The following is a 17915-nucleotide window of genomic DNA, read 5'->3' on the forward strand; positions in this document are numbered from 1 at the left end:
CGTGACAAACAACCTCGTCGATCGCGATGCCGCAGCCTTCTTTCATCAGGAGAGCTCGAGCCCATGTATCTCTGCGTTGCGTGGGGCCCAAGGCATATGGCTTGAGGACATGGACGGCCGGCGCTTCATCGACCTGCACGGCAATACCGTCCATCACATAGGCCACCGGCACCCCGAGGTGGTGGCGGCCCTGAAACGGCAATTGGAGACGCTGCCTTTTTCGCCACGCCGCTTCACCAACGAGCCCGCCGTCGCGCTGGCCGAGAAGCTGCTGGCGCGCTGGCCCGGCGCCCCGGCCAAGGTGCTCTTCGCAACCGGAGGATCCGACGCGATCGAAATTGCGCTGAAGCTGGCGCGTGTCGCCACCGGCCGCCATGAAACGATCTCGCTGGAAGGCTCGTATCACGGCCACGGATTCGGCGCGTTCGGTCTTTCAGAGGCCCGGCCCGACGCTCGCCTGGGGCCGCTGCTGCCGGGGCGCCGGCACGCGACAGGCTATTGGGCGGAGGGCGGGGCTGAGCGCATGCTCGAGGACATGCGCCGCGCATTCGCGCAATCGGAGGGAGGCATTGCCGCGGTCATCGCCGAGCCGATCCGCTCGAACTGCCATGTGCCGCCAGAGGGGCTTTGGCAGGAAGTGCGTCGCTTATGCGACCAGCACGGCGCGCTGTTGATCTTCGACGAGATTCCGTCGGGTCTAGGCAAGACCGGCCGCTTCTTCGCCTTCGAGCATGTCGGTGTGGCGCCGGATGCGGTGGTCCTGAGCAAGGGGCTTGGAGGCGGCATCCTGCCGATCGCGGCGGTGATTGCCGACGCCCGCCTCAATGTGGCGCCGGAACTCGACCTCGGCCACTACACCCATGAGAAGAATCCGCTCACCGCGCTGGCGGCTTTGACGACCATCGAAATCATCGAGCGCGATGGGCTTGTGGAGCGCGCCGCCGAGCTTGAGAAGCAGATCATGGCGCGTATCGCCAAAGTCGCGCGGCGAGCGCCGTCGATAGTCGGCGCCCGGGGGCGTGGTTTGCTGCTTGCGGTCGAGTTCGATCCGGCTGCATGCGACATGACGGCCGGGCCTGAGTTCACGGCTAGCCTCGTCAGCGCCTGCATGGCCGAGGGCTTGTCGACGACCGATAAGGGGTGCGCCAGTGTCGGCTTTTCCCTTCCAATGACGGTCACGGATGCCGAACTCGACATTGTCTTCGAAAGGCTCGAGCGGGCCGCAGCGGCGGTTCAGTCCAGTTCCCTGGCCCCGACCCAGGAAAATGGGCCGTCTGGGGCGGAACGGCGATCAAGCTGAACGAGAAGGCGACCTTCAATGCCGAAGTTGGCTATGACGACTTCTCGAACTTCTCAATTGCTACCAACATCGCCTACCAGACGGTGCCCGGCCTCACCATTACCCCGGAAATCGACTATCTCGACAACTTCGACGTCGACAACTCCGACGCTTTGGGCGTGAACGTTCGTTTCCAGCGCACGTTCTGATTTGCCCGGAACGATTTGATAATACCGCGGGGGCGGCCGGGGTCGGCCTCACCTCATTTGCCGTCATCAGCCATGACAGGTGTGACAACTCGCAACTTTCTGGAGAACGGGAATCTTGTTCCGTAGTTTCTCGCTACTGTGAACAAGATTCTCATTATTCTGAGGCTGACTGACTGACCAACAATTCGGTTCAGACGTCGAGATTCGCGACGCTCAGCGCGTTCTCCTGGATGAAGTCGCGGCGCGGCTCGACCTCGTCGCCCATAAGGCGCGAGAACAGCGAGTCGGCGTCGGTACCGTCGGCGATCTTCACCTGCAGCAGTGACCGGACGTTCGGATCGAGCGTCGTCTCCCAGAGCTGCTCGGCATTCATCTCGCCGAGGCCCTTATAGCGTTGCATGGTGATGCCCTTGCGGCCGGCGGCGAAGACGGCGTTGAGCAGTGCCAACGGCCCCGAGATTGTCTCCGAGTTGTCCTTGCGCCGTAACACCGGCTGGGCTGAATAGATATCGCCGAGCCGGGCCGCATAGCGGTCGAGCGCGCGGGCATCTGCGGAGTTGATCAGGTTCATGTCGAGCACGGCATATTCCCTGACGCCGCGCACGGTCCGCTCGAACACGAAGCCGCCCGGACCTTCATTCGAGGTCTGGGTGCGGCCTTCCCAGCCACGCTCGGTTTCCTCGGCTATGGCGTCCAGCCGCTCGGCTATGATCTTCGCCATGGCGTCGGCTCGGCCGAGATCGCTGAACAAGTCGGGGTTTAGCGCGCCGGCGATTGCCGCCTGTTCGACGACCGCGCGGTTGTAGCGCGTGTGAAGGCCGTTGATCAGCGAGCGGACCGCGATCGCGTCCTGGACGACAGCACGCAGATCGGCGCCGACCCGCACCTCGCCCGAGTCGAGCGTGAGAGACGCCTCGTCGAGACCCTGGTCGATGAGGTAGTCCTCGAACGCCGCCTCGTCCTTGAGGTACTGCGCGCTCTTGCCGCGCGTGACCTTGTAGAGCGGCGGCTGGGCGATGTAGAGGTGCCCGCGCTCGATCAGGTCCGGCATCTGGCGGAAGAAGAAGGTTAAGAGCAGCGTGCGGATGTGCGCGCCGTCGACGTCGGCATCCGTCATGATGATGATCTTGTGGTAGCGCAGCTTGTCGGCGTTGAACTCGTCCTTGCCGATCGAGGTGCCGAGCGCGGTGATCAGCGTGCCGATCATCTCGGACGACAGCATGCGGTCGAAACGGGCGCGCTCCACGTTGAGGATCTTGCCGCGCAGCGGCAGGATCGCCTGGTTCTGGCGCGAGCGTCCGCTCTTGGCCGAGCCGCCGGCCGAGTCACCCTCGACGATGAAGATCTCGGACTTTGCCGGATCGCGCTCCTGGCAGTCGGCGAGCTTGCCCGGCAGCGAGGTGATGTCGAGCACGCCCTTGCGCCGCGTCAGCTCGCGAGCCTTGCGGGCCGCCTCACGCGCGGCAGCGGCCTCGACCACCTTGCCGATCAGCACCTTGGCCTCGCTCGGATGCTCCTCGAGCCAGGTGCCAAGCGCGTCGTTGACAAGGCTTTCCACCACCGGGCGGACCTCTGAGGAGACCAGCTTGTCCTTGGTCTGGGACGAGAATTTTGGGTCCGGCACCTTCACCGACAGGACGGCCGTCAACCCTTCGCGGCAGTCGTCGCCGGTTAGCGTCACTTTCTCCTTCTTGGTCAGGCCGGATGTCTCGGCATAGCCGGTGACCTGGCGCGTAAGGGCTCCGCGGAAGCCCGCGAGATGCGTGCCGCCGTCGCGCTGCGGGATGTTGTTGGTGAAGCAGAGCACGTTCTCGTGGTAGCTGTCGTTCCACCACATCGCGACCTCGACGGTGATCCCGTCGCGCTCGGCGCGGATGGCGATCGGGGTCGGGATCAGCGGCTTCTTGGCCCGGTCGAGATATTTTACGAACGCCTCGAGCCCGCCCTCATAGAGCAGTTCCACCTGCTTCACGTCAGCGTGGCGGCGATCGGTCAGGACGATGCGGACGCCGGAGTTGAGGAAGGCGAGTTCGCGCAACCGGTGCTCGAGCGTGCCGTAGTCGAACTCGACAATCGAGAACGTCTCGGGCGAGGGGAGGAAGGTCACTTCCGTGCCCGTCTCGTCGTCGGCATCGCCGGTCACGGCCAGCGGCGCGACCGCATTGCCGTGGTTGAAGGTCATCTCATGGATCTGGCCCTTGCGGCGGATCTTGAGCTTCAGCCAAACCGACAGCGCGTTGACGACTGAGACGCCGACGCCATGCAGGCCACCGGACACCTTGTAGGAGTTCTGGTCGAATTTCCCGCCGGCGTGCAACTGCGTCATGATCACTTCGGCCGCCGAAACACCCTCGGAAGGATGGATGTCAGTCGGAATGCCGCGGCCGTTGTCGGTCACGGTGCAGGAGCCATCCGGGTTGAGCGTCACCGTCACGATATCGGCATGGCCGGCCAGTGCTTCGTCGATTGCGTTGTCGACCACCTCGGTAACCATGTGGTGCAGGCCCGAGCCGTCATCGGTGTCGCCGATATACATGCCCGGCCGCTTGCGGACGGCGTCCAGCCCCTTGAGAACCTTGATGGATTCCGCGCCGTAATCGGCGCTCACGCCGGCGATGTTCTCGGACTGGTCGCTCATGAATTCCGTTCTGTTCTGTCGTGAATTGACTCGGGACTTTCCGCCCGAATCGTGCGCGGGTCAGTAATCCGAGATATAGGCGTTCGAACCCCTTTTTCCAAGGTTTCCAAGGCCTTTTGGTGGGGAAACGCGGCTATTCGAGGGCCGGGCGCGCATCTTCCTCGGATAAGTCCGTCGCCATTTCAGACGGAGGCGAGCGAGCGCGGATTCTTCACGCCCGAAAGCAGTTCCCGGCGGGCGAGTATGGCCTAGGCCAACAACGCCGCGCAGGCTGCCTGGCCACCGGGTCGTAGCGGCGCAAGGCATGAAAGGAGATCCACAACGGCGCGGGAAAGCTGCGCAGCCGCTCGCCGCGGACCATACGGCCTACCCGGCCGCGCGCCCGGCAGATCGTCGGCCGGGCGGCGAGTTTCCCAACTGGCTATATCTGACTAAGCCCGCGGGTCAGGCGGCAACTGCGGCCTGCTTAGGCGGACGCAGCTTCTCGAGGGTGCCGGCCCAGCGATCGAGTTCGTCCAGCATGATTTTGGCACCGGTCGTGATGAGATCGCTCGGCTTGAATTCGCCGTCCACGAGGAACTGCGGATAGTTCGGCACCGGCACGCCTTCCGGGATCGGCACGACCTTCAGCGTATTGAGCAGCGTCTTGGCCGATTCCACAGCGCGCAGGCCGCCCGAAACACCGCCATAGCTCAGGAAACCGGCGGGCTTATAGTGCCACTCGTTGACAAGATAGGTGATGGCGTTCACCAACGGTGCCGGGATGAAATAGTTGTATTCCGGTGTCACGAACACGAAGGCGTCGCCTTCCGCGATCGTCTGCGACCAGCGCTTGGTGTGCTCGTTCTCATACTGGCCAAGTCGCGGGTGCTTTGGCTCGTCGAACACCGGCAGGTCGAAATCGGCGATGTCCACCAGCACCGGCTCGAACTTGCCGTGTTCGCGGGCGAAATCGGCAAACCACTTGGCGAAGAGGGGGCCTACACGGCCTGGCCGAGTGCTGCCGATGATGATGTGGAGCTTATGCTTCAAAGTCGTATTCCCTATGTAATCTAGTCACCAAAGGTGACTTAGAGAGGAAATGGGCCTGTCTCCCCCTGAAGGCAAGCGAGTTCCTTGTGGCAACCGGCCGATTTTGCCGTGACGCTGCGTTCACCCTTTGCGCTGCGGTCTTCGTTTCTGTGGACGAGGGCGTTTTGGCTGCCTACATGGACCTGACGGAGGACACGATGGATACCGCGCCCGCTCCCTTCCGCCCCCCTGCACCGACGCCGCGGACCAGCCCGCCGTCGATGCTGGAGATGATCCGCATCATCTACCGCAACCCGCTCGAGCTGTGGGGCGAGCCATCCTACAACCAGCCCTGGATCCTAGTGAACGGCGTCGGTGGGCCGCTGATCGTCGCCAACGATCCCGGACTGATCCGGCACGTGCTGATCGACAATGTGAAGAACTACAAGCTTGCCACGGTCCGGCAGAAAGTGCTGCGGCCGATCCTGCGCGACGGGCTGCTCACCGCCGAAGGCGAGGTATGGCGGCGTTCGCGCAAGGCGATGGCGCCCGTCTTCACGCCCCGCCACATCTTCGGCTTCGCCGCTCCGATGCTGCGGCGGGCGGAGCTTTTCGCCGAACGCTACGACGACGTGGATGGCGTGGTCGACATCGCGCAGGATATGACCCTGCTCACCTTCGATATCCTCGCGGAGACGCTGTTCTCCAACGAGATCGCGGCGGAGCCGGGCAGCTTCGGCCATGAGATCGAGCGGCTGTTCGAGACGATGGGCCGGGTCGATCCGCTCGACATTTTGCGCGCGCCCGACTGGTTGCCGCGCTTCACCCACATCCGCGGCCGTCGCACCATGGCGTTCTTCCGAAAGATCGTCAGCGATACCGCCGACATGCGCATTGCCCGCATGAGAAAGACGCCGGACGACGTGCCGGAGGATTTTCTCACGCTTCTCCTGCGCGCCGAAGGCAAGGACGGTCTGACGCGGCAGGAGGTCGAGGACAACATCATCACCTTCATCGGCGCCGGCCATGAGACGACCGCCCGCGCGCTAGGCTGGACCATCTATTGCCTGGCCGAAGCGCCATGGGAGCGCGAGCCGATCGAGGCGGAGATCGATGCGGTCCTGAAGGCGGAGCCGGATCCGGTGAAGTGGCTCGACAGGATGCCGCTCACCCGCGCGGCCTTTGAGGAGGCGATGCGGCTCTACCCGCCGGCGCCGTCGATCAACCGCGAGCCGATCGAGCCGGAGACCTACAAGACGCTCAAGATCCCGCGCGGAGCGCAGGTGCTGGTGATGCCGTGGGTGGTGCATCGGCATCGCAAGCTGTGGGACGATCCCAACGCCTTCCTGCCGTCACGCTTCCATCCCGGCAACCGCGAGAAGATCGACCGCTTCCAATACCTGCCCTTCGGTGCGGGTCCGCGCGTCTGCATCGGCGCCTCCTTCGCCATGCAGGAGGCGGTGATCGCGCTGGCGGTGCTGATGTCGCGGTTCCGCTTCGACCCGGTGGCTGCGACGAAGCCCTGGCCGGTGCAAAAACTGACTACCCAGCCGCAGGGCGGATTGCCGATGCGGGTGACGAGGCGCTGACGCACATCGCAGTGAGCCTGCGGAGCAACAAGGAACATTCCTCACTAGACTGCGTTCGAAGCCCGCGAAGGGAGGTTCGCATGATCTGGTCCACAAAATTGCGCGTCGCCGCTCATTCGGACAGTGGCGTCAACCTGAAGCTCCAGCGCGAGATGAAGGCGCGGATCGCCTATTTTGCCCAGCACCCGGAAGAGATCCCGCGACGTCTGGAGGAACTCGACCAGGAATGGGATATCGAGCGCGCCATCGAGGCCAACGCGTCGAGCCTGGCCTTTGCCGGACTGCTGCTCGGAACGGCGGTCGACCGGCGGTGGCTGGCGCTACCGGCCGTTGTGACGGGCTTTCTGTTCCAGCATGCGATCCAGGGCTGGTGCCCGCCCGTGCCGGTGCTGAGGCGGCTGGGCTTTCGTACCGCAGACGAGATCAACCAGGAGCGCTATGCGCTGCGTGCGCTGCGCGGCGATTTCAGCCTGATCGAGAGAGCATCGAACAAGGTCGCCGCCGTGCTCAACGCCATCGGGCTGAGTTGGGGTCCCGTGGCCGAAAGCTCCGCCAGCGCAGAGGTGCGCGCCCAGGAGCCGGCCGTCCCGCCGATTTGAGCAGGACGGAAAGCGCAAACTGTAGCGCTTACACCAGCGCGAAGATGCGGGCCGGCCCACCGGTTCCGCCCTTGATCTTCGGGGCGCCGACTACGACGGTCGCGCCGCTGGCTGGCACCTTGTCCAAGTTGGCGATCGCCTCGATGCCGTAGCGGCCGGTCGGCAGCCATGTCTTATGGACGATGAAGTCGGGCGAGGCGCCGAAATCGAGCGACAGGGTGTCGACCGCGATTGCCTTGATCGAGGGCTGCTCGATCAGCATCTGCGCGGCTTCGACATGGAAGCCGGGGAAGTGAATGCTCTTCCCATCCGTGCTGGCGTTGCGGAACTTGTCCGTTCCAAGATGTGCGCCCCAGCCGGAATGCATCGCGACTACGGCGCCGGCCGGCAGGTCTCCATGCTTTGAAATCCACGCCTGGATATCGTCCGGCGTGACTTGGGCATCCGGGTTCTCTGCGGCCTTGGCGGCGATGTCGATGACGACCAGGGGCGCGATGAGATCCTCAACGGGAAGCTGGGCGACCGACTTGCCGTCGGCAGAGAAATGCAGCGGCGCGTCTATGTGCGTGCCCGTATGCTCGCTCAGCCGCAACTCGTAGAGGTTAAACGTGTCCTTCGCGAAGTCGAATTTCTTGCCATAAAATAGCTGCTGGCCGCCGAAATAGGTGGGGAACTTGTCGAACAGTTCGTGAGTGAGGTCCTCGGCCTTGGTCGGTTTCGCGTCTTGCGCGAACAGCGGGGTCGGCGCGGATGACACGGCGAGCGCTGCGGCCCCTGCTGCGGCAAGCCCTCCCTTGAAGAAGCTGCGGCGGTTCAGCATGTCGGATTTCACGGATTCGATTACGCAATGATGGCACATTGTCTTCTCTCCTGCCCGTTGCCGGAGATCAGACTGAGTTGCGTCGAGGTCCCGCGCAAGTGCATTTCTTCCAAAGACTACTGCCGCGCATAGAAGACGTTTTCGACATGCACCGGCCAGCGCCACGGCAGCACCGCGATCATGTCGAAGCGCACCGAAAGCCGGCCATAATCGTGCTGGCGCGCCAGCCAAAGATCGGCGGCGCCTTCGATCCGGCGCTCCGATTGCCGGCTGATCGCTTCCATCGCCGCCATCAGGGTCGGTCTGGCCTTCACCTCGACGATGAGGACCAGACCGCCGCGCCGGGCGATGAGGTCGATCTCGCCGAGCGGCGTGCGGTAGCGCCGTTCGACAACGCGAAACCCCTTGGTCAGGAGGAGCAGCGAGGCCAGCCACTCGCCGCGGTGACCGCGGCGGTAGGCCTTCAGGCGGGCCTTGGGGTCATTCTTCCCCATCGGCCTTGAGTTCTAGCAGCCGGCGGTAAAGATCCGGCTTCTTCCCGCCGGTCATGCGCGCCGCTTCCGCTGCCGCCTTCGAAGCAGGCATTTCAGAGGCCAGCGACAGCAGCAACCGGTCGGTGTCATCTTCGCTTAGGGCATCTGATTTCAGTGGAGGCCCGACACAGACGACAACCTCGCCCTTAGGCGTCTCTGCGCTGGCGTAGAAGCCAGCCAGTTCCGCGAGCGAGCCCCGCCGCAGTTCCTCGAAGGTTTTCGTCAATTCCCGCGCAACCGCGGCCGGGCGCTCGCCCAAGACATCTACCATGGCGGCAAGCGTATCGGCGAGACGGCGAGGCGATTCGAAGAAGATTAGCGTGGCCGGCGCCGCCTTTAGCTCTTCCAGCCGAGCGCGGCGCTGGCCGTCCTTCACGGGAAGGAAGCCGCCGAACAGGAACGTGTCGGAGGGCAGGCCGGAGGCGGTCAACGCGGCGAGCACCGCCGAGGGCCCCGGAACCGGGACAACCCGGATGCCGGCCTCGACCGCCTGCTCGACCAGCCGGAAGCCTGGGTCCGAAACCAGCGGCGTACCGGCATCCGACACCAGCGCCACGCTTCTGCCATCCTCAAGTGCTTTGAGAAGGCGTGGCCCGGCTTCGGCTGCATTGTGCTCGTGATAGGGGAGGGGACGCTGACGAATCCCGTATCGATCGAGAAGGATGCGCGTGACTCGCGTATCCTCGCAGGCCACGACGTCAGCGGACGCCAGTGTCTCGAGACCGCGAATCGTCATATCTCCGAGATTTCCGATCGGAGTGGCGACGAGATAGAGCGCCGGCTCGAGCGGGCGGGCGGCGATCTCGGTTCCGCCGATCACAAAGCCGTGCTCCGATCCTTCACCCTTCAATTGTCGCCACTCCGGTTCGATGGTGTCGGCCCCGACGCCTACCCTCAGGTGCCAGCCCCTCGGCGATTAACGGTGGAACCTCTTCATCATCATCAACGTTGGTAGCTGACATTCGGGAGACCTGCATGCAGACGAACCTTCAGTTCCAGGATAGCTTTCAACCCTACTACGCCAACCACACCGTTCAGACCGAACAAATAAGCAAGGACGCCGCGACGAAGCCGGCGCTGACAAGCGCGGAACTGCGCGCGCGCCTGGAAGCCTGCTGTAGCAAGCTCGCTGGGGCGATCGCGGCAATCGAGGCGGGCAAGCACTAAACGTGCCCACCCGCTTCGACTGGCTGATCGGCCGCATGGGGAGCGCCTCGCGCTCCCGATCAGCCGCGATACGCAACCAGAACCGTGCCGGCGGCAATCAGAAAGACTCCAAGCCAGTTCGGAAGAGTGAGCCGCTCTCCAAGGAAGGCGGCCGCGAACAGCGCGACCAGAACGACGCTCATCTTGTCTAGGGGCGCGACCTTGCTGGCATCGCCCAGCTTCAGCGCGCGGAAATAGCAGAGCCAGGACGCGCCGGTCGCCAGCCCCGAGAGACCGAGGAACAGCCAGGTCTTGCCGTTCACGCTCGAAGGCGACTGCCATTGACCGGTGAATAGCACGATCATGCCTAGGACCGGCAGGATGACTGCGGTGCGGACAAGGGTCGCGAAATCGGAATTGACGCCGGCCACACCGAGCTTCGCCAGGATCGCGGTCATTGCGGCGAAGACTGCCGACAGGACCGCCCAGAACTGCCAGTAGCCTGCGATCATCTGCTAGACCTCGCTCTTGGCCTGGTTGCAGCCTTTTTCAACGAGCCAGGTCGGCCACCACGGCATTCAGCACGACCATACCCGCGGGCGTAGCGCGCAGCCGCGAGTTCCCCACCGGAGCGATCAGCCCTTCCTGCTGGAGAATCGACATGCGCTCTGGAGACAAACCGCTCCCAGAAAGCCGCTCGTAGCGGTCGAGGTCGATTCCCTCGACCAGTCGAAGCCCCATCAGCAGAAACTCGTCGGCCTCCTCGGTGCGGTTGAGCACCTCGCCATCGACCACCCCGTGTCCCCTGGCCTCGACCAGGTTGAGCCAGGTTTCCGGGACTTTTTCAGCGACCGTGACGATCCGCCGCCCGTGCTCGATGAAGCGGCCGTGCGCCCCCGGACCGACGCCGACATACTCGCCGTAGCGCCAATAAGTGAGGTTGTGGCGGCTCTCCGCGCCGGGGCGGGCGTGATTGGAAATCTCGTAGGCCGGTAGGCCGCGCGCCGCGGTAACCTCCTGGGTAAGTTCGTAGAGTTCGGCAGCGAGATCGAGGTCCGGCATGACGATCTTGCCTGCGGCGTGGAGCGCGTGGAAGCGCGTGCCTTCCTCGATCGTCAGTTGATAGAGCGACAGGTGATCGACCGCATGATCGATCGCTTCATTGAGTTCTGTTTCCCAAGCCTCCGGCGTCTGCCCGGGACGCGCATAGATGAGGTCGAATGAAAGGCGGGGGAATGTCTCGCGCGCGAGCCGGATCGCGGTCAGCGCCTCCTCGACATTGTGAAGGCGGCCCAGGAAGCGAAGATCCGGATCGTTCAGGGCCTGAACGCCGAGCGACACGCGGTTGACGCCTGCGGCCCGATAGCCGCGAAAGCGCTCCGCCTCGACTGAAGAGGGATTGGCCTCGAGCGTGACCTCGATGTCCCGGGGAACGGTCCAATGCTTCGCGACAGCGTCGAGCACGGCACCCACTGTCCCGGGCTCCATTAGTGACGGGGTGCCGCCTCCCAGGAAAATGCTGGTGACGGTGCGTGGCCCGGTGCGCTGGCGCATCGATGCCATCTCGAGGTTGAAGGCCGCGGCAAAGCGGGGCTGGTCGACCGGTTGATGGCGCACATGGCTGTTGAAGTCGCAGTACGGGCATTTGGCCGCGCAGAACGGCCAGTGTACATAGACGCCGAAGCCTCCGTCCTCTGCCATCGTGATCGGACTCACGCTACCCCCAGCTTGGCACGCGCGAATTTCTGAAACGCTCGGGCGCGATGTGACAGCGCGTCCGGCTGGCCGGGTTTCCAGCCGTGCTTCTCCTCGGCGCTCATCTCGCCGAAGGTGCGCTTGTGGCCGTTCGGCACGAAGACGGGATCGTAGCCGAATCCCCTTTCGCCGCGCGGCGGCCACACTAGGTGTCCCTCCGCCTCGCCGCGGAAATATTCGGCGTGCCCGTCCGGCCAGGCGAGGCAGATCACCGCAACGAAGCGGCCGGTCCTCTTCTCGGGCTCGACAGCCCCGACCTCCTGCATCGCCACCTCGGCGCGCTGCATGGCGATTTGAAAGTCGCGGCTGCCCTCGGGGGTCTCCGCCCAATTGGCCGTGTAGACGCCCGGCTGACCGCCGAGGGCATCGATGCATAGGCCCGAGTCGTCTGACAGCGCTGGCAGCCCCGTCGCCTCGGCGGCGGCGAAGGCCTTGATGTAAGCGTTCTCCTCGAAGGTGGTCCCGGACTCGTGGGGCTCGCCCAATCCAAGCTCCTTCGCCGATCTCGCCTCGAAACCGAACGGCTTCATCAGGTCGGCGAATTCCCGCAGCTTGCCTTCATTGTGGCTCGCCACCACGATCTGCTTTTGCTCTAGCGGCCGCATCAAAGTCCCCAGATTCTCGGCTCGGCGAATTCCAGCGAGTTGCCCGATGGATCGCGAAAATAGATGGAGCGGCCCCCGTTCGGCCATTCGAAATCGGCTTCTATGGAGATCCCGCGGGTTTCCAGATGGTGCTTCCAGCGCTCTATTTCATCCGCTGTCGCGGCGAAGCAGAGATGCCCCGGGCCAGCAGTTCCATGCGGGGGAACAGGCAGTTTGGCATCGGCAGGGGGAGGAATCTTGGTCGCTTCCGCATTGAACAGAAGCAGAATGCCCTGACCGCAGCGGAAGAAGACGTGCCGTCCTTCGACCCGTGCGATCCTCTCCAGCCCCAGCACATCCCGATAGAACGCTTCAGCCTGGTCGAGATCGGTCACATACAGCGCGGATTCGAGGATGTGGGAGGGCCGCAAGACTACTCCGTCATGCCACTGCAAGCTGCTGCAGGTTCACCAGGCGGGCTATGCCTTTGCGAGCCAGCGCAATCAGCGCGTCGAATTCTTCCTGTGTGAAGGGGATGCCCTCCGCGGTCGCCTGGATCTCGACCATACCACCTTTGCCGGTCATGACGAAATTCGCGTCGGTGCCTGCGCTCGAATCCTCCTCATAGTCGAGGTCGATCACTGCGTGGCCGCCATGGATCCCGCAGGAGATCGCTGCCACATGGTCCTTCAAAACCTTGGACACGGACGTCATCTGCCGTGCTTCCATCCATCGCAGGCAGTCGTGCAGCGCCACCCAGGCGCCGGTGATCGAGGCAGTGCGAGTGCCGCCGTCCGCCTGCAGCACGTCGCAGTCGATCGTGATCTGCATCTCGCCCAGGGCCTGGAGGTCGACCACGGCCCGTAGCGAGCGGCCGATCAGACGCTGGATCTCGAGCGTCCGGCCGCCTTGCCGACCCGTAGCCGCTTCGCGGCGCATCCGATCCCCCGTCGCACGCGGCAGCATGCCGTACTCGGCCGTGACCCAGCCGCGGCCGCTGTTGCGCAGCCACCCCGGAACCTTTTCCTCGAGGCTCGCCGTGCACAGCACATGCGTGTCGCCGAACTTGACCAGGCACGACCCCTCGGCGTGCTTGGACACATTGCGTTCGAACGAGATCGGACGCATTTCGTCGTACTGTCGCTTGGAGGGGCGCATCGAACTTCCGGGTTTCAGGATTCGTCGGCGGCTTGTAGACCCCAAGAAGGCACGGTGCAAAACAATTTCCGGCGAAACAAGGCGGTTGCGTGGCTTCCCAGGGTATTTATATGACTCTTCCTGAGGTTTTCGTAGCGCCATGAACAAACCGGTCTCCGACCTTACGCTTCAGTCCCTCGATGCGCGCTCGCGCGACATCTTCCGCCGGATCGTCGATACCTACCTTCTCGATGGCGAGCCGCTGGGATCACGCAATCTTTCGCGCATGCTGCCAGCCGCCCTGTCTCCTGCGACAGTGCGCAACGTCATGAGCGACCTCGAACATCTCGGCCTGATCTATGCGCCGCATATTTCTGCTGGCCGACTGCCCACCCAAAAGGGTTTGCGCTTCTTCCTTGATGCCTTCCTTGAGCTTGGCGATCTCGCCGAGGACGAGCGCAAATCGATCGAATCCCAGATCAAGGCGTCGGGGCAGGGTGTATCGGTAGAGCAGATGCTGACCGAGGCGAGCCAACTGCTGTCCGGCGTATCACGCGGCGCGGGGCTGGTGCTCACGGCCAAGAGCGAAGCGCCGCTGAAGCACATCGAGTTCATCCAACTCGAGCCGAGGAGGGCGCTGGCGGTGCTGGTGTCGCAGAACGGCGATGTCGAGAACCGCGTGATCGAATTGCCGGCCGGCGTGACGACGTCTCAGCTTCAAGAGGCTTCGAATTTCCTCAACGCCCATATCCGCGGACGTACGCTCGCCGAAGCGAGAGGCGAAATCGAGCGCATCAAGGCGGAGACGATGGCCGCGCTCGACACGTTGTCGCAACAGCTTGTCGAGGAGGGGCTCGCCGTCTGGGCCGGCGCGGAAAGCGGGCTGCCTGCGCGGCTGATCGTGCGCGGCCGCGCCAATCTGCTGCAGAATGTGACCGCCCAGGCGGACATCGAGTTGCTACGGCACCTGTTCGAGGACCTGGAGACCCAGGACGGGCTGCTCCAACTTCTCGATCTCGCCGAGGCCGGCTCCGGCGTGCGCATCTTCATCGGCTCGGAAAACAAACTCTTCTCGTTGTCCGGCTCGTCGCTGGTGGTGGCGCCCTATCGCGACAAGGACGCCCGAGTGGTCGGCGCGCTGGGCGTGATCGGACCGACGAGGCTCAACTATGCCCGAATTGTTCCCATGGTCGACTATACGGCGCAACTGATCTCGCGAATGCTTCGCTGAATCTCCCTTCTGAGAGTGGCCCGAGCCCGCAAGCGGGTGTATCCTCCTGGCATGGTCGCGACGGAGGGTGGAATGGCGCTCGAACAGTACAAGGCTCAGTTTGCGCTTCTCTTCAAGGAGATGGTCAATCAGCCCAAGGATGACCATGAGCTTCACGAGCAGGTCAGGGAGAAGCTCGTGGAATTGCGAGCACTCGGAATGCCGTTGCCGCAGGATCTCGTCCAACTGGAGCGGCAGTTGGACGAAGCCGGATACTGATCACCTCCGGGTACCATTCAGCACCATGTCGAACTGGACGACGTTGGAGTAGATCGGCGCACCAACGCCCATACCGTAGGCGGTGCGATAGATAGAGCCTGTCACATGAAACGAGATCGAGCGGGACCCCAACTGCCTTAGCCTCGCGTCGAACTTGGCGGGCCCCGACCTGCCGCGGGCCGTGAGCACGCCGCTGATAGCCGCTTCATTCGGGCCGATGCGTCTCACGCTGGTGGAGCGGAAGGTGATCTGCGGATGCTCGGCGACATCGAAGACGGCGTTGGAGCGCAGAAAATCCTCGACGCGCGGCTCACCGGCCCGGACGCTCTTCGGATAGAGCGTGAAGGCGACGCTCGACTTCGACACATCGTTCCCGTTGATGGCGAAAGAGCCGCCGAATGAGCCGAAGCTGCCGTTGATGCCGGCGCCCGCCACCTGACCCACGTGGAATCGGATCGATGAGTTTGGCGCGATACGGTAGCTGCCCGCCCCCTGCGCGAGGGCATCGGCGGCTGCAGGCGAAAGCCCGCCAAGCAGCGCAAGAGCCCCGAGGAAAGAGGGCTTCACCAAAGAGCGGGCCTTTCGAATGTATTCTCCGGTCATCGCTGTTCTCCATAGTCGCCGACCCTCGCCAAGGGATCACGGGTCGGCAGCGGCAGAATCCTCCGCAGGACATCATCGCGGAGGAGGAAGTGGTGGCCCAGGGCCGCAGCCGTATGGGCAAGCACGAGTACTGCTGAGCCGTAGGCGAGCAGAGCGTGCCCTCTGCTCCAGAAAGCCTCGGCATGCCCGGACGGAATGAGTGGCAGGTGCGGGATCAAGACTTGGCCGAACAGGAGCGTCGGGATGCGCAAGGTTGAGGCCGAAACCAATGCCCAGCCCGCCAGCGGCACGAGAATGGTCGCCGCAAGCAGGAGTGCCTGCACGGTCGCTGCGCTTGCTCTCTCCAGTCGCGAAAGGGTCGGCAATGCAGGGGGGCGGCCCGCGACAATGCGCCAGAGGATGCGAAGCACTGCGAGCACGAGGACGAGCAGGCCAAAGGACTTGTGCCATTGGATGAGCTCGAACTGCAGCGCCATGTCCTTGACGCGCGTCATCCAGAACCCGAGCACGAGTTCGCCAAGGAAAAGCGCCGCGATTGTCCAGTGCAGCAGGATCGCGGTCAGCCCGAACGAGACGTCCCTATTGCGCGACATTTCTCTTCGCGGTGCCCAATTGTTGAGCGTAGGTAGTCAACGCCGAAAGGCCGGCGCTTCTTCCTCCAGCACCTGGCCAGCAGGAGAATGGGCGCTGATCCATTCTCAGGTGGGGCAGTCTATGCCAGAGGAGAGCTTTGGAGAATTCCCGATGACGCTTGCCGGATTCATTGCCTATAGCGGCGCGCTGGCGCTTGCCGCTGTCATTCCCGGGCCAGGGATCACGGCGGTGGTGGCGCGTGCCCTCGGCTCAGGCTTCCGCTCATCGTTCTTCATGTCGCTCGGCCTGATTGTAGGCGACCTGATCTATCTTACCGCGGTCGTGCTCGGACTGGCGATCGTCGCCCAAACCTTCGGTATGGTCTTCCTGGTCGTCAAATGGCTGGGCGTCGCCTATCTCGCATGGCTGGCATGGACGTTCTGGACGAGCGGGATCAGCGCGGAACAGGTTGAGGCGAGCAAGGGGCAGGGCGGATTGACCTCCAGTTTCCTTGCGGGGCTGACCGTCACGTTCGGCAATCCTAAGACGATGATCTTCTACCTTGCGATCGCCCCGACGGTGATCGAGTTGAACAAGATCACTCTCGTCGACTATTGCGTGCTCGCGGGGCTCACCATCATTGTATTGCTGATCGTGCTCATCCCCTATCTGGCGCTTGCCGCGCAGGCCCGCTTGCTTCTCCGAAGACCACGCGCACTCAGGGCGCTCAACCGCACCGCCGCCCTCTTCATGGCGGGCGCTGCCGCAGCGATCGCCGCTCGGTAGTAGCGTTTTTCGCCATAGCCGGGGCGCCTCCACAATGGGCATTCCGCTTGGAGGCGCTTCGAAGTATGACCACGCGGACGGCTTTTAGCGGTCCATTCCCATTCCGATTGCGGCAAGAAGCAGGAGAGCCAGCGATGAGCAAGTCCGAAGAGCGGGTCCACGGACGAGGGCGCATCTACAACTCGATCACGGAGACGATCGGTGACACGCCGCTCGTCAGGCTGGACAAGTTCGCCAAGCAAAAGGGCATCGTCGCCAACCTGCTCGCCAAGCTCGAGTTCTTCAATCCGATCGCTAGCGTGAAGGACCGCATCGGAGTGGCGATGATCGAGGCGCTGGAGGCCGAGGGTCGCATCAAGCCCGGCCGGACCACGCTGATCGAGCCGACCTCCGGCAATACCGGCATCGCGCTCGCGTTCGCGGCCGCGGCGAAGGGCTACAAGCTCATCCTCACCATGCCCGAAACCATGTCGGTAGAGCGCCGCAAGATGCTCGCCCTGCTCGGCGCCGAACTGGTGCTGACCGAGGGCGCCAAGGGCATGAAGGGCGCCATCGCCAAGGCCGACGAACTGGCGGCGACAATCCCCGATGCGGTCATCCCCCAGCAGTTCGAGAACCCGGCCAACCCGGAGATCCATCGCCGCACGACGGCCGAGGAGATCTGGAACGATACCGACGGACAGGCCGACATCCTGATCTCTGGCGTCGGCACCGGCGGCACGATCACCGGCGTCGGGCAGGTGATCAAGAAGCGCAAGCCGTCGTTCTATGTCGTGGCCGTGGAGCCCGAGGCCTCGCCGGTGCTTTCCGGCGGCCAGCCGGGCCCGCACAAGATCCAGGGCATCGGCGCCGGCTTCGCGCCGGAGGTGCTCGACACCTCGATCTATGACGAGGTCGTAAAGGTCTCGAACGAAGACGCGATCGCCAATGCACGCCTGGTGGCGAGGCTGGAAGGCCTGCCGGTCGGCATCTCGTCGGGCGCAGCGCTCCAGGCTGCAGTTGTCGTCGGCTCCCGCCCCGAAAACGCCGGCAAGAACATGGTGGTCATCATCCCATCCTTCGCCGAGCGCTATCTCTCGACGGTCCTGTTCGAAGGGCTGGGCGGTTAGTCGGCCCGAATTGGGCTTGGGGACCCGTCTACCAGGGGCTTCTTCCCTCCATCGG

The 17915-nt window shown here is 63.8% G+C and carries 21 protein-coding genes; 9 read left to right on the top strand and 12 right to left on the bottom strand.

Annotation, left to right across the window (positions count from 1 at the left end; genetic code table 11):
• Position 1: 1 nt before the first annotated feature.
• Both HUI96_RS10740 and HUI96_RS29070 read left to right on the top strand, forming a co-directional pair.
• On the top strand, positions 2-1300 hold the full coding sequence (locus HUI96_RS10740; RefSeq protein ID WP_337918268.1) for an aminotransferase class III-fold pyridoxal phosphate-dependent enzyme: 1299 nt from the start codon (positions 2-4) through the stop codon (positions 1298-1300).
• A complete protein-coding gene (locus HUI96_RS29070) occupies positions 1297-1488 on the top strand; it encodes a porin (RefSeq protein WP_210320134.1) in 192 nt (63 codons plus the stop codon). Before HUI96_RS10740 ends, HUI96_RS29070 begins: the two co-directional genes overlap by 4 nt.
• Before the next feature lie 190 nt (positions 1489-1678).
• Here the strand turns inward: HUI96_RS29070 and gyrB are convergent, their stop codons facing one another.
• Both gyrB and HUI96_RS10750 read right to left on the bottom strand, forming a co-directional pair.
• Positions 1679-4126, bottom strand: coding sequence for a DNA topoisomerase (ATP-hydrolyzing) subunit B (gyrB, locus tag HUI96_RS10745; protein ID WP_188254653.1), 2448 nt, complete (start codon positions 4124-4126; stop codon positions 1679-1681).
• A gap of 444 nt (positions 4127-4570) precedes the next feature.
• Entirely contained in the window at positions 4571-5158 is a 588-nt protein-coding gene (locus tag HUI96_RS10750) for an NADPH-dependent FMN reductase (RefSeq protein ID WP_188254654.1), read from the bottom strand.
• Positions 5159-5355: 197 nt separating this feature from the next.
• On the opposite strand from HUI96_RS10750, the gene HUI96_RS10755 reads away from it, so the two are divergent.
• A complete protein-coding gene (locus tag HUI96_RS10755) occupies positions 5356-6726 on the top strand; it encodes a cytochrome P450 (RefSeq protein WP_188254924.1) in 1371 nt (456 codons plus the stop codon).
• Between the two features lie 80 nt (positions 6727-6806).
• The gene (locus tag HUI96_RS10760; protein ID WP_237684077.1) at positions 6807-7325 is read left to right on the top strand and encodes a hypothetical protein; all 519 of its coding nucleotides are present in this window, start codon (positions 6807-6809) and stop codon (positions 7323-7325) included.
• Between the two features lie 28 nt (positions 7326-7353).
• Here HUI96_RS10760 and HUI96_RS10765 read toward each other — a convergent pair whose 3' ends face one another.
• The 3 genes from HUI96_RS10765 to rsmI form a co-directional block, all read right to left on the bottom strand.
• The gene (locus tag HUI96_RS10765; protein ID WP_188254655.1) at positions 7354-8184 is read right to left on the bottom strand and encodes a cyclase family protein; all 831 of its coding nucleotides are present in this window, start codon (positions 8182-8184) and stop codon (positions 7354-7356) included.
• A gap of 77 nt (positions 8185-8261) precedes the next feature.
• Complete coding sequence (locus HUI96_RS10770; protein WP_188254656.1) at positions 8262-8639, bottom strand: YraN family protein; 378 nt, start codon at positions 8637-8639, stop codon at positions 8262-8264.
• A complete protein-coding gene (gene rsmI / locus HUI96_RS10775) occupies positions 8626-9528 on the bottom strand; it encodes a 16S rRNA (cytidine(1402)-2'-O)-methyltransferase (protein WP_188254657.1) in 903 nt (300 codons plus the stop codon). The genes HUI96_RS10770 and rsmI overlap by 14 nt, the downstream gene beginning before the upstream one ends.
• Before the next feature lie 125 nt (positions 9529-9653).
• Here rsmI and HUI96_RS10780 point away from each other — a divergent pair, with 125 nt between their 5' ends.
• Positions 9654-9845, top strand: coding sequence for a hypothetical protein (locus HUI96_RS10780; RefSeq protein ID WP_188254658.1), 192 nt, complete (start codon positions 9654-9656; stop codon positions 9843-9845).
• A gap of 59 nt (positions 9846-9904) precedes the next feature.
• On the opposite strand, the gene HUI96_RS10785 is transcribed toward HUI96_RS10780, so the two are convergent.
• Genes HUI96_RS10785 through rph form a run of 5 tightly spaced genes read right to left on the bottom strand, consistent with a single transcriptional unit; the run spans position 9905 to position 13321 of the window.
• Positions 9905-10336, bottom strand: coding sequence for an EamA family transporter (locus HUI96_RS10785; protein ID WP_188254659.1), 432 nt, complete (start codon positions 10334-10336; stop codon positions 9905-9907).
• A 37-nt stretch (positions 10337-10373) separates the two neighbouring features.
• Positions 10374-11525, bottom strand: a complete 1152-nt coding sequence (gene hemW / locus HUI96_RS10790; RefSeq protein WP_188254660.1) for a radical SAM family heme chaperone HemW — start codon at positions 11523-11525, stop codon at positions 10374-10376.
• An 11-nt stretch (positions 11526-11536) separates the two neighbouring features.
• On the bottom strand, positions 11537-12184 hold the full coding sequence (gene rdgB, locus HUI96_RS10795; RefSeq protein ID WP_188254661.1) for an RdgB/HAM1 family non-canonical purine NTP pyrophosphatase: 648 nt from the start codon (positions 12182-12184) through the stop codon (positions 11537-11539).
• A complete protein-coding gene (locus tag HUI96_RS10800; protein WP_188254662.1) occupies positions 12184-12594 on the bottom strand; it encodes a VOC family protein in 411 nt (136 codons plus the stop codon). Before HUI96_RS10800 ends, rdgB begins: the two co-directional genes overlap by 1 nt.
• A gap of 10 nt (positions 12595-12604) precedes the next feature.
• Positions 12605-13321 carry a ribonuclease PH gene (gene rph, locus HUI96_RS10805; RefSeq protein ID WP_188254663.1) on the bottom strand — a complete coding sequence of 239 codons (717 nt, stop codon included), beginning with the start codon at positions 13319-13321 and terminating at the stop codon, positions 12605-12607.
• A gap of 139 nt (positions 13322-13460) precedes the next feature.
• On the opposite strand from rph, the gene hrcA reads away from it, so the two are divergent.
• Positions 13461-14531, top strand: a complete 1071-nt coding sequence (gene hrcA, locus HUI96_RS10810) for a heat-inducible transcriptional repressor HrcA (RefSeq protein WP_188254664.1) — start codon at positions 13461-13463, stop codon at positions 14529-14531.
• 72 nt (positions 14532-14603) lie between these two features.
• Complete coding sequence (locus tag HUI96_RS10815) at positions 14604-14789, top strand: hypothetical protein (protein ID WP_188254665.1); 186 nt, start codon at positions 14604-14606, stop codon at positions 14787-14789.
• On the opposite strand, the gene HUI96_RS10820 is transcribed toward HUI96_RS10815, so the two are convergent.
• The gene (locus tag HUI96_RS10820) at positions 14790-15392 is read right to left on the bottom strand and encodes a YceI family protein (RefSeq protein WP_188254666.1); all 603 of its coding nucleotides are present in this window, start codon (positions 15390-15392) and stop codon (positions 14790-14792) included.
• Positions 15389-15985, bottom strand: a complete 597-nt coding sequence (locus HUI96_RS10825) for a cytochrome b (protein ID WP_188254667.1) — start codon at positions 15983-15985, stop codon at positions 15389-15391. The genes HUI96_RS10820 and HUI96_RS10825 overlap by 4 nt, the downstream gene beginning before the upstream one ends.
• A gap of 151 nt (positions 15986-16136) precedes the next feature.
• Here HUI96_RS10825 and HUI96_RS10830 point away from each other — a divergent pair, with 151 nt between their 5' ends.
• Together HUI96_RS10830 and cysK are read left to right on the top strand one after the other, a co-directional pair.
• The gene (locus HUI96_RS10830) at positions 16137-16751 is read left to right on the top strand and encodes a LysE family translocator (protein WP_188254668.1); all 615 of its coding nucleotides are present in this window, start codon (positions 16137-16139) and stop codon (positions 16749-16751) included.
• 134 nt (positions 16752-16885) lie between these two features.
• On the top strand, positions 16886-17860 hold the full coding sequence (cysK, locus tag HUI96_RS10835; RefSeq protein ID WP_188254669.1) for a cysteine synthase A: 975 nt from the start codon (positions 16886-16888) through the stop codon (positions 17858-17860).
• Positions 17861-17915 lie beyond the last annotated feature (55 nt).

Origin of the sequence: Pseudaminobacter soli (ex Zhang et al. 2022), assembly GCF_014595955.1 — a bacterium.
In the GTDB taxonomy this organism is placed as follows: Bacteria; Pseudomonadota; Alphaproteobacteria; order Rhizobiales; family Rhizobiaceae; genus Kumtagia; species Kumtagia pseudosoli.

Coding starts and splice junctions, on each gene's coding strand:
- gyrB (WP_188254653.1), bottom strand. CDS start 4,126: ATGAGCGACCAGTCCGAGAACATCGCCGGCGTGAGCGCCGATTACGGC.
- HUI96_RS10755 (WP_188254924.1), top strand. CDS start 5,356: ATGGATACCGCGCCCGCTCCCTTCCGCCCCCCTGCACCGACGCCGCGG.
- HUI96_RS10785 (WP_188254659.1), bottom strand. CDS start 10,336: ATGATCGCAGGCTACTGGCAGTTCTGGGCGGTCCTGTCGGCAGTCTTC.
- hemW (WP_188254660.1), bottom strand. CDS start 11,525: ATGGCAGAGGACGGAGGCTTCGGCGTCTATGTACACTGGCCGTTCTGC.
- HUI96_RS10770 (WP_188254656.1), bottom strand. CDS start 8,639: ATGGGGAAGAATGACCCCAAGGCCCGCCTGAAGGCCTACCGCCGCGGT.
- rph (WP_188254663.1), bottom strand. CDS start 13,321: ATGCGCCCCTCCAAGCGACAGTACGACGAAATGCGTCCGATCTCGTTC.
- HUI96_RS10765 (WP_188254655.1), bottom strand. CDS start 8,184: ATGTGCCATCATTGCGTAATCGAATCCGTGAAATCCGACATGCTGAAC.
- cysK (WP_188254669.1), top strand. CDS start 16,886: ATGAGCAAGTCCGAAGAGCGGGTCCACGGACGAGGGCGCATCTACAAC.
- rdgB (WP_188254661.1), bottom strand. CDS start 12,184: ATGCGGCCGCTAGAGCAAAAGCAGATCGTGGTGGCGAGCCACAATGAA.
- HUI96_RS10815 (WP_188254665.1), top strand. CDS start 14,604: ATGGCGCTCGAACAGTACAAGGCTCAGTTTGCGCTTCTCTTCAAGGAG.
- HUI96_RS10760 (WP_237684077.1), top strand. CDS start 6,807: ATGATCTGGTCCACAAAATTGCGCGTCGCCGCTCATTCGGACAGTGGC.
- HUI96_RS10780 (WP_188254658.1), top strand. CDS start 9,654: ATGCAGACGAACCTTCAGTTCCAGGATAGCTTTCAACCCTACTACGCC.
- hrcA (WP_188254664.1), top strand. CDS start 13,461: ATGAACAAACCGGTCTCCGACCTTACGCTTCAGTCCCTCGATGCGCGC.
- HUI96_RS10825 (WP_188254667.1), bottom strand. CDS start 15,985: ATGTCGCGCAATAGGGACGTCTCGTTCGGGCTGACCGCGATCCTGCTG.
- HUI96_RS10820 (WP_188254666.1), bottom strand. CDS start 15,392: ATGACCGGAGAATACATTCGAAAGGCCCGCTCTTTGGTGAAGCCCTCT.
- HUI96_RS10830 (WP_188254668.1), top strand. CDS start 16,137: ATGACGCTTGCCGGATTCATTGCCTATAGCGGCGCGCTGGCGCTTGCC.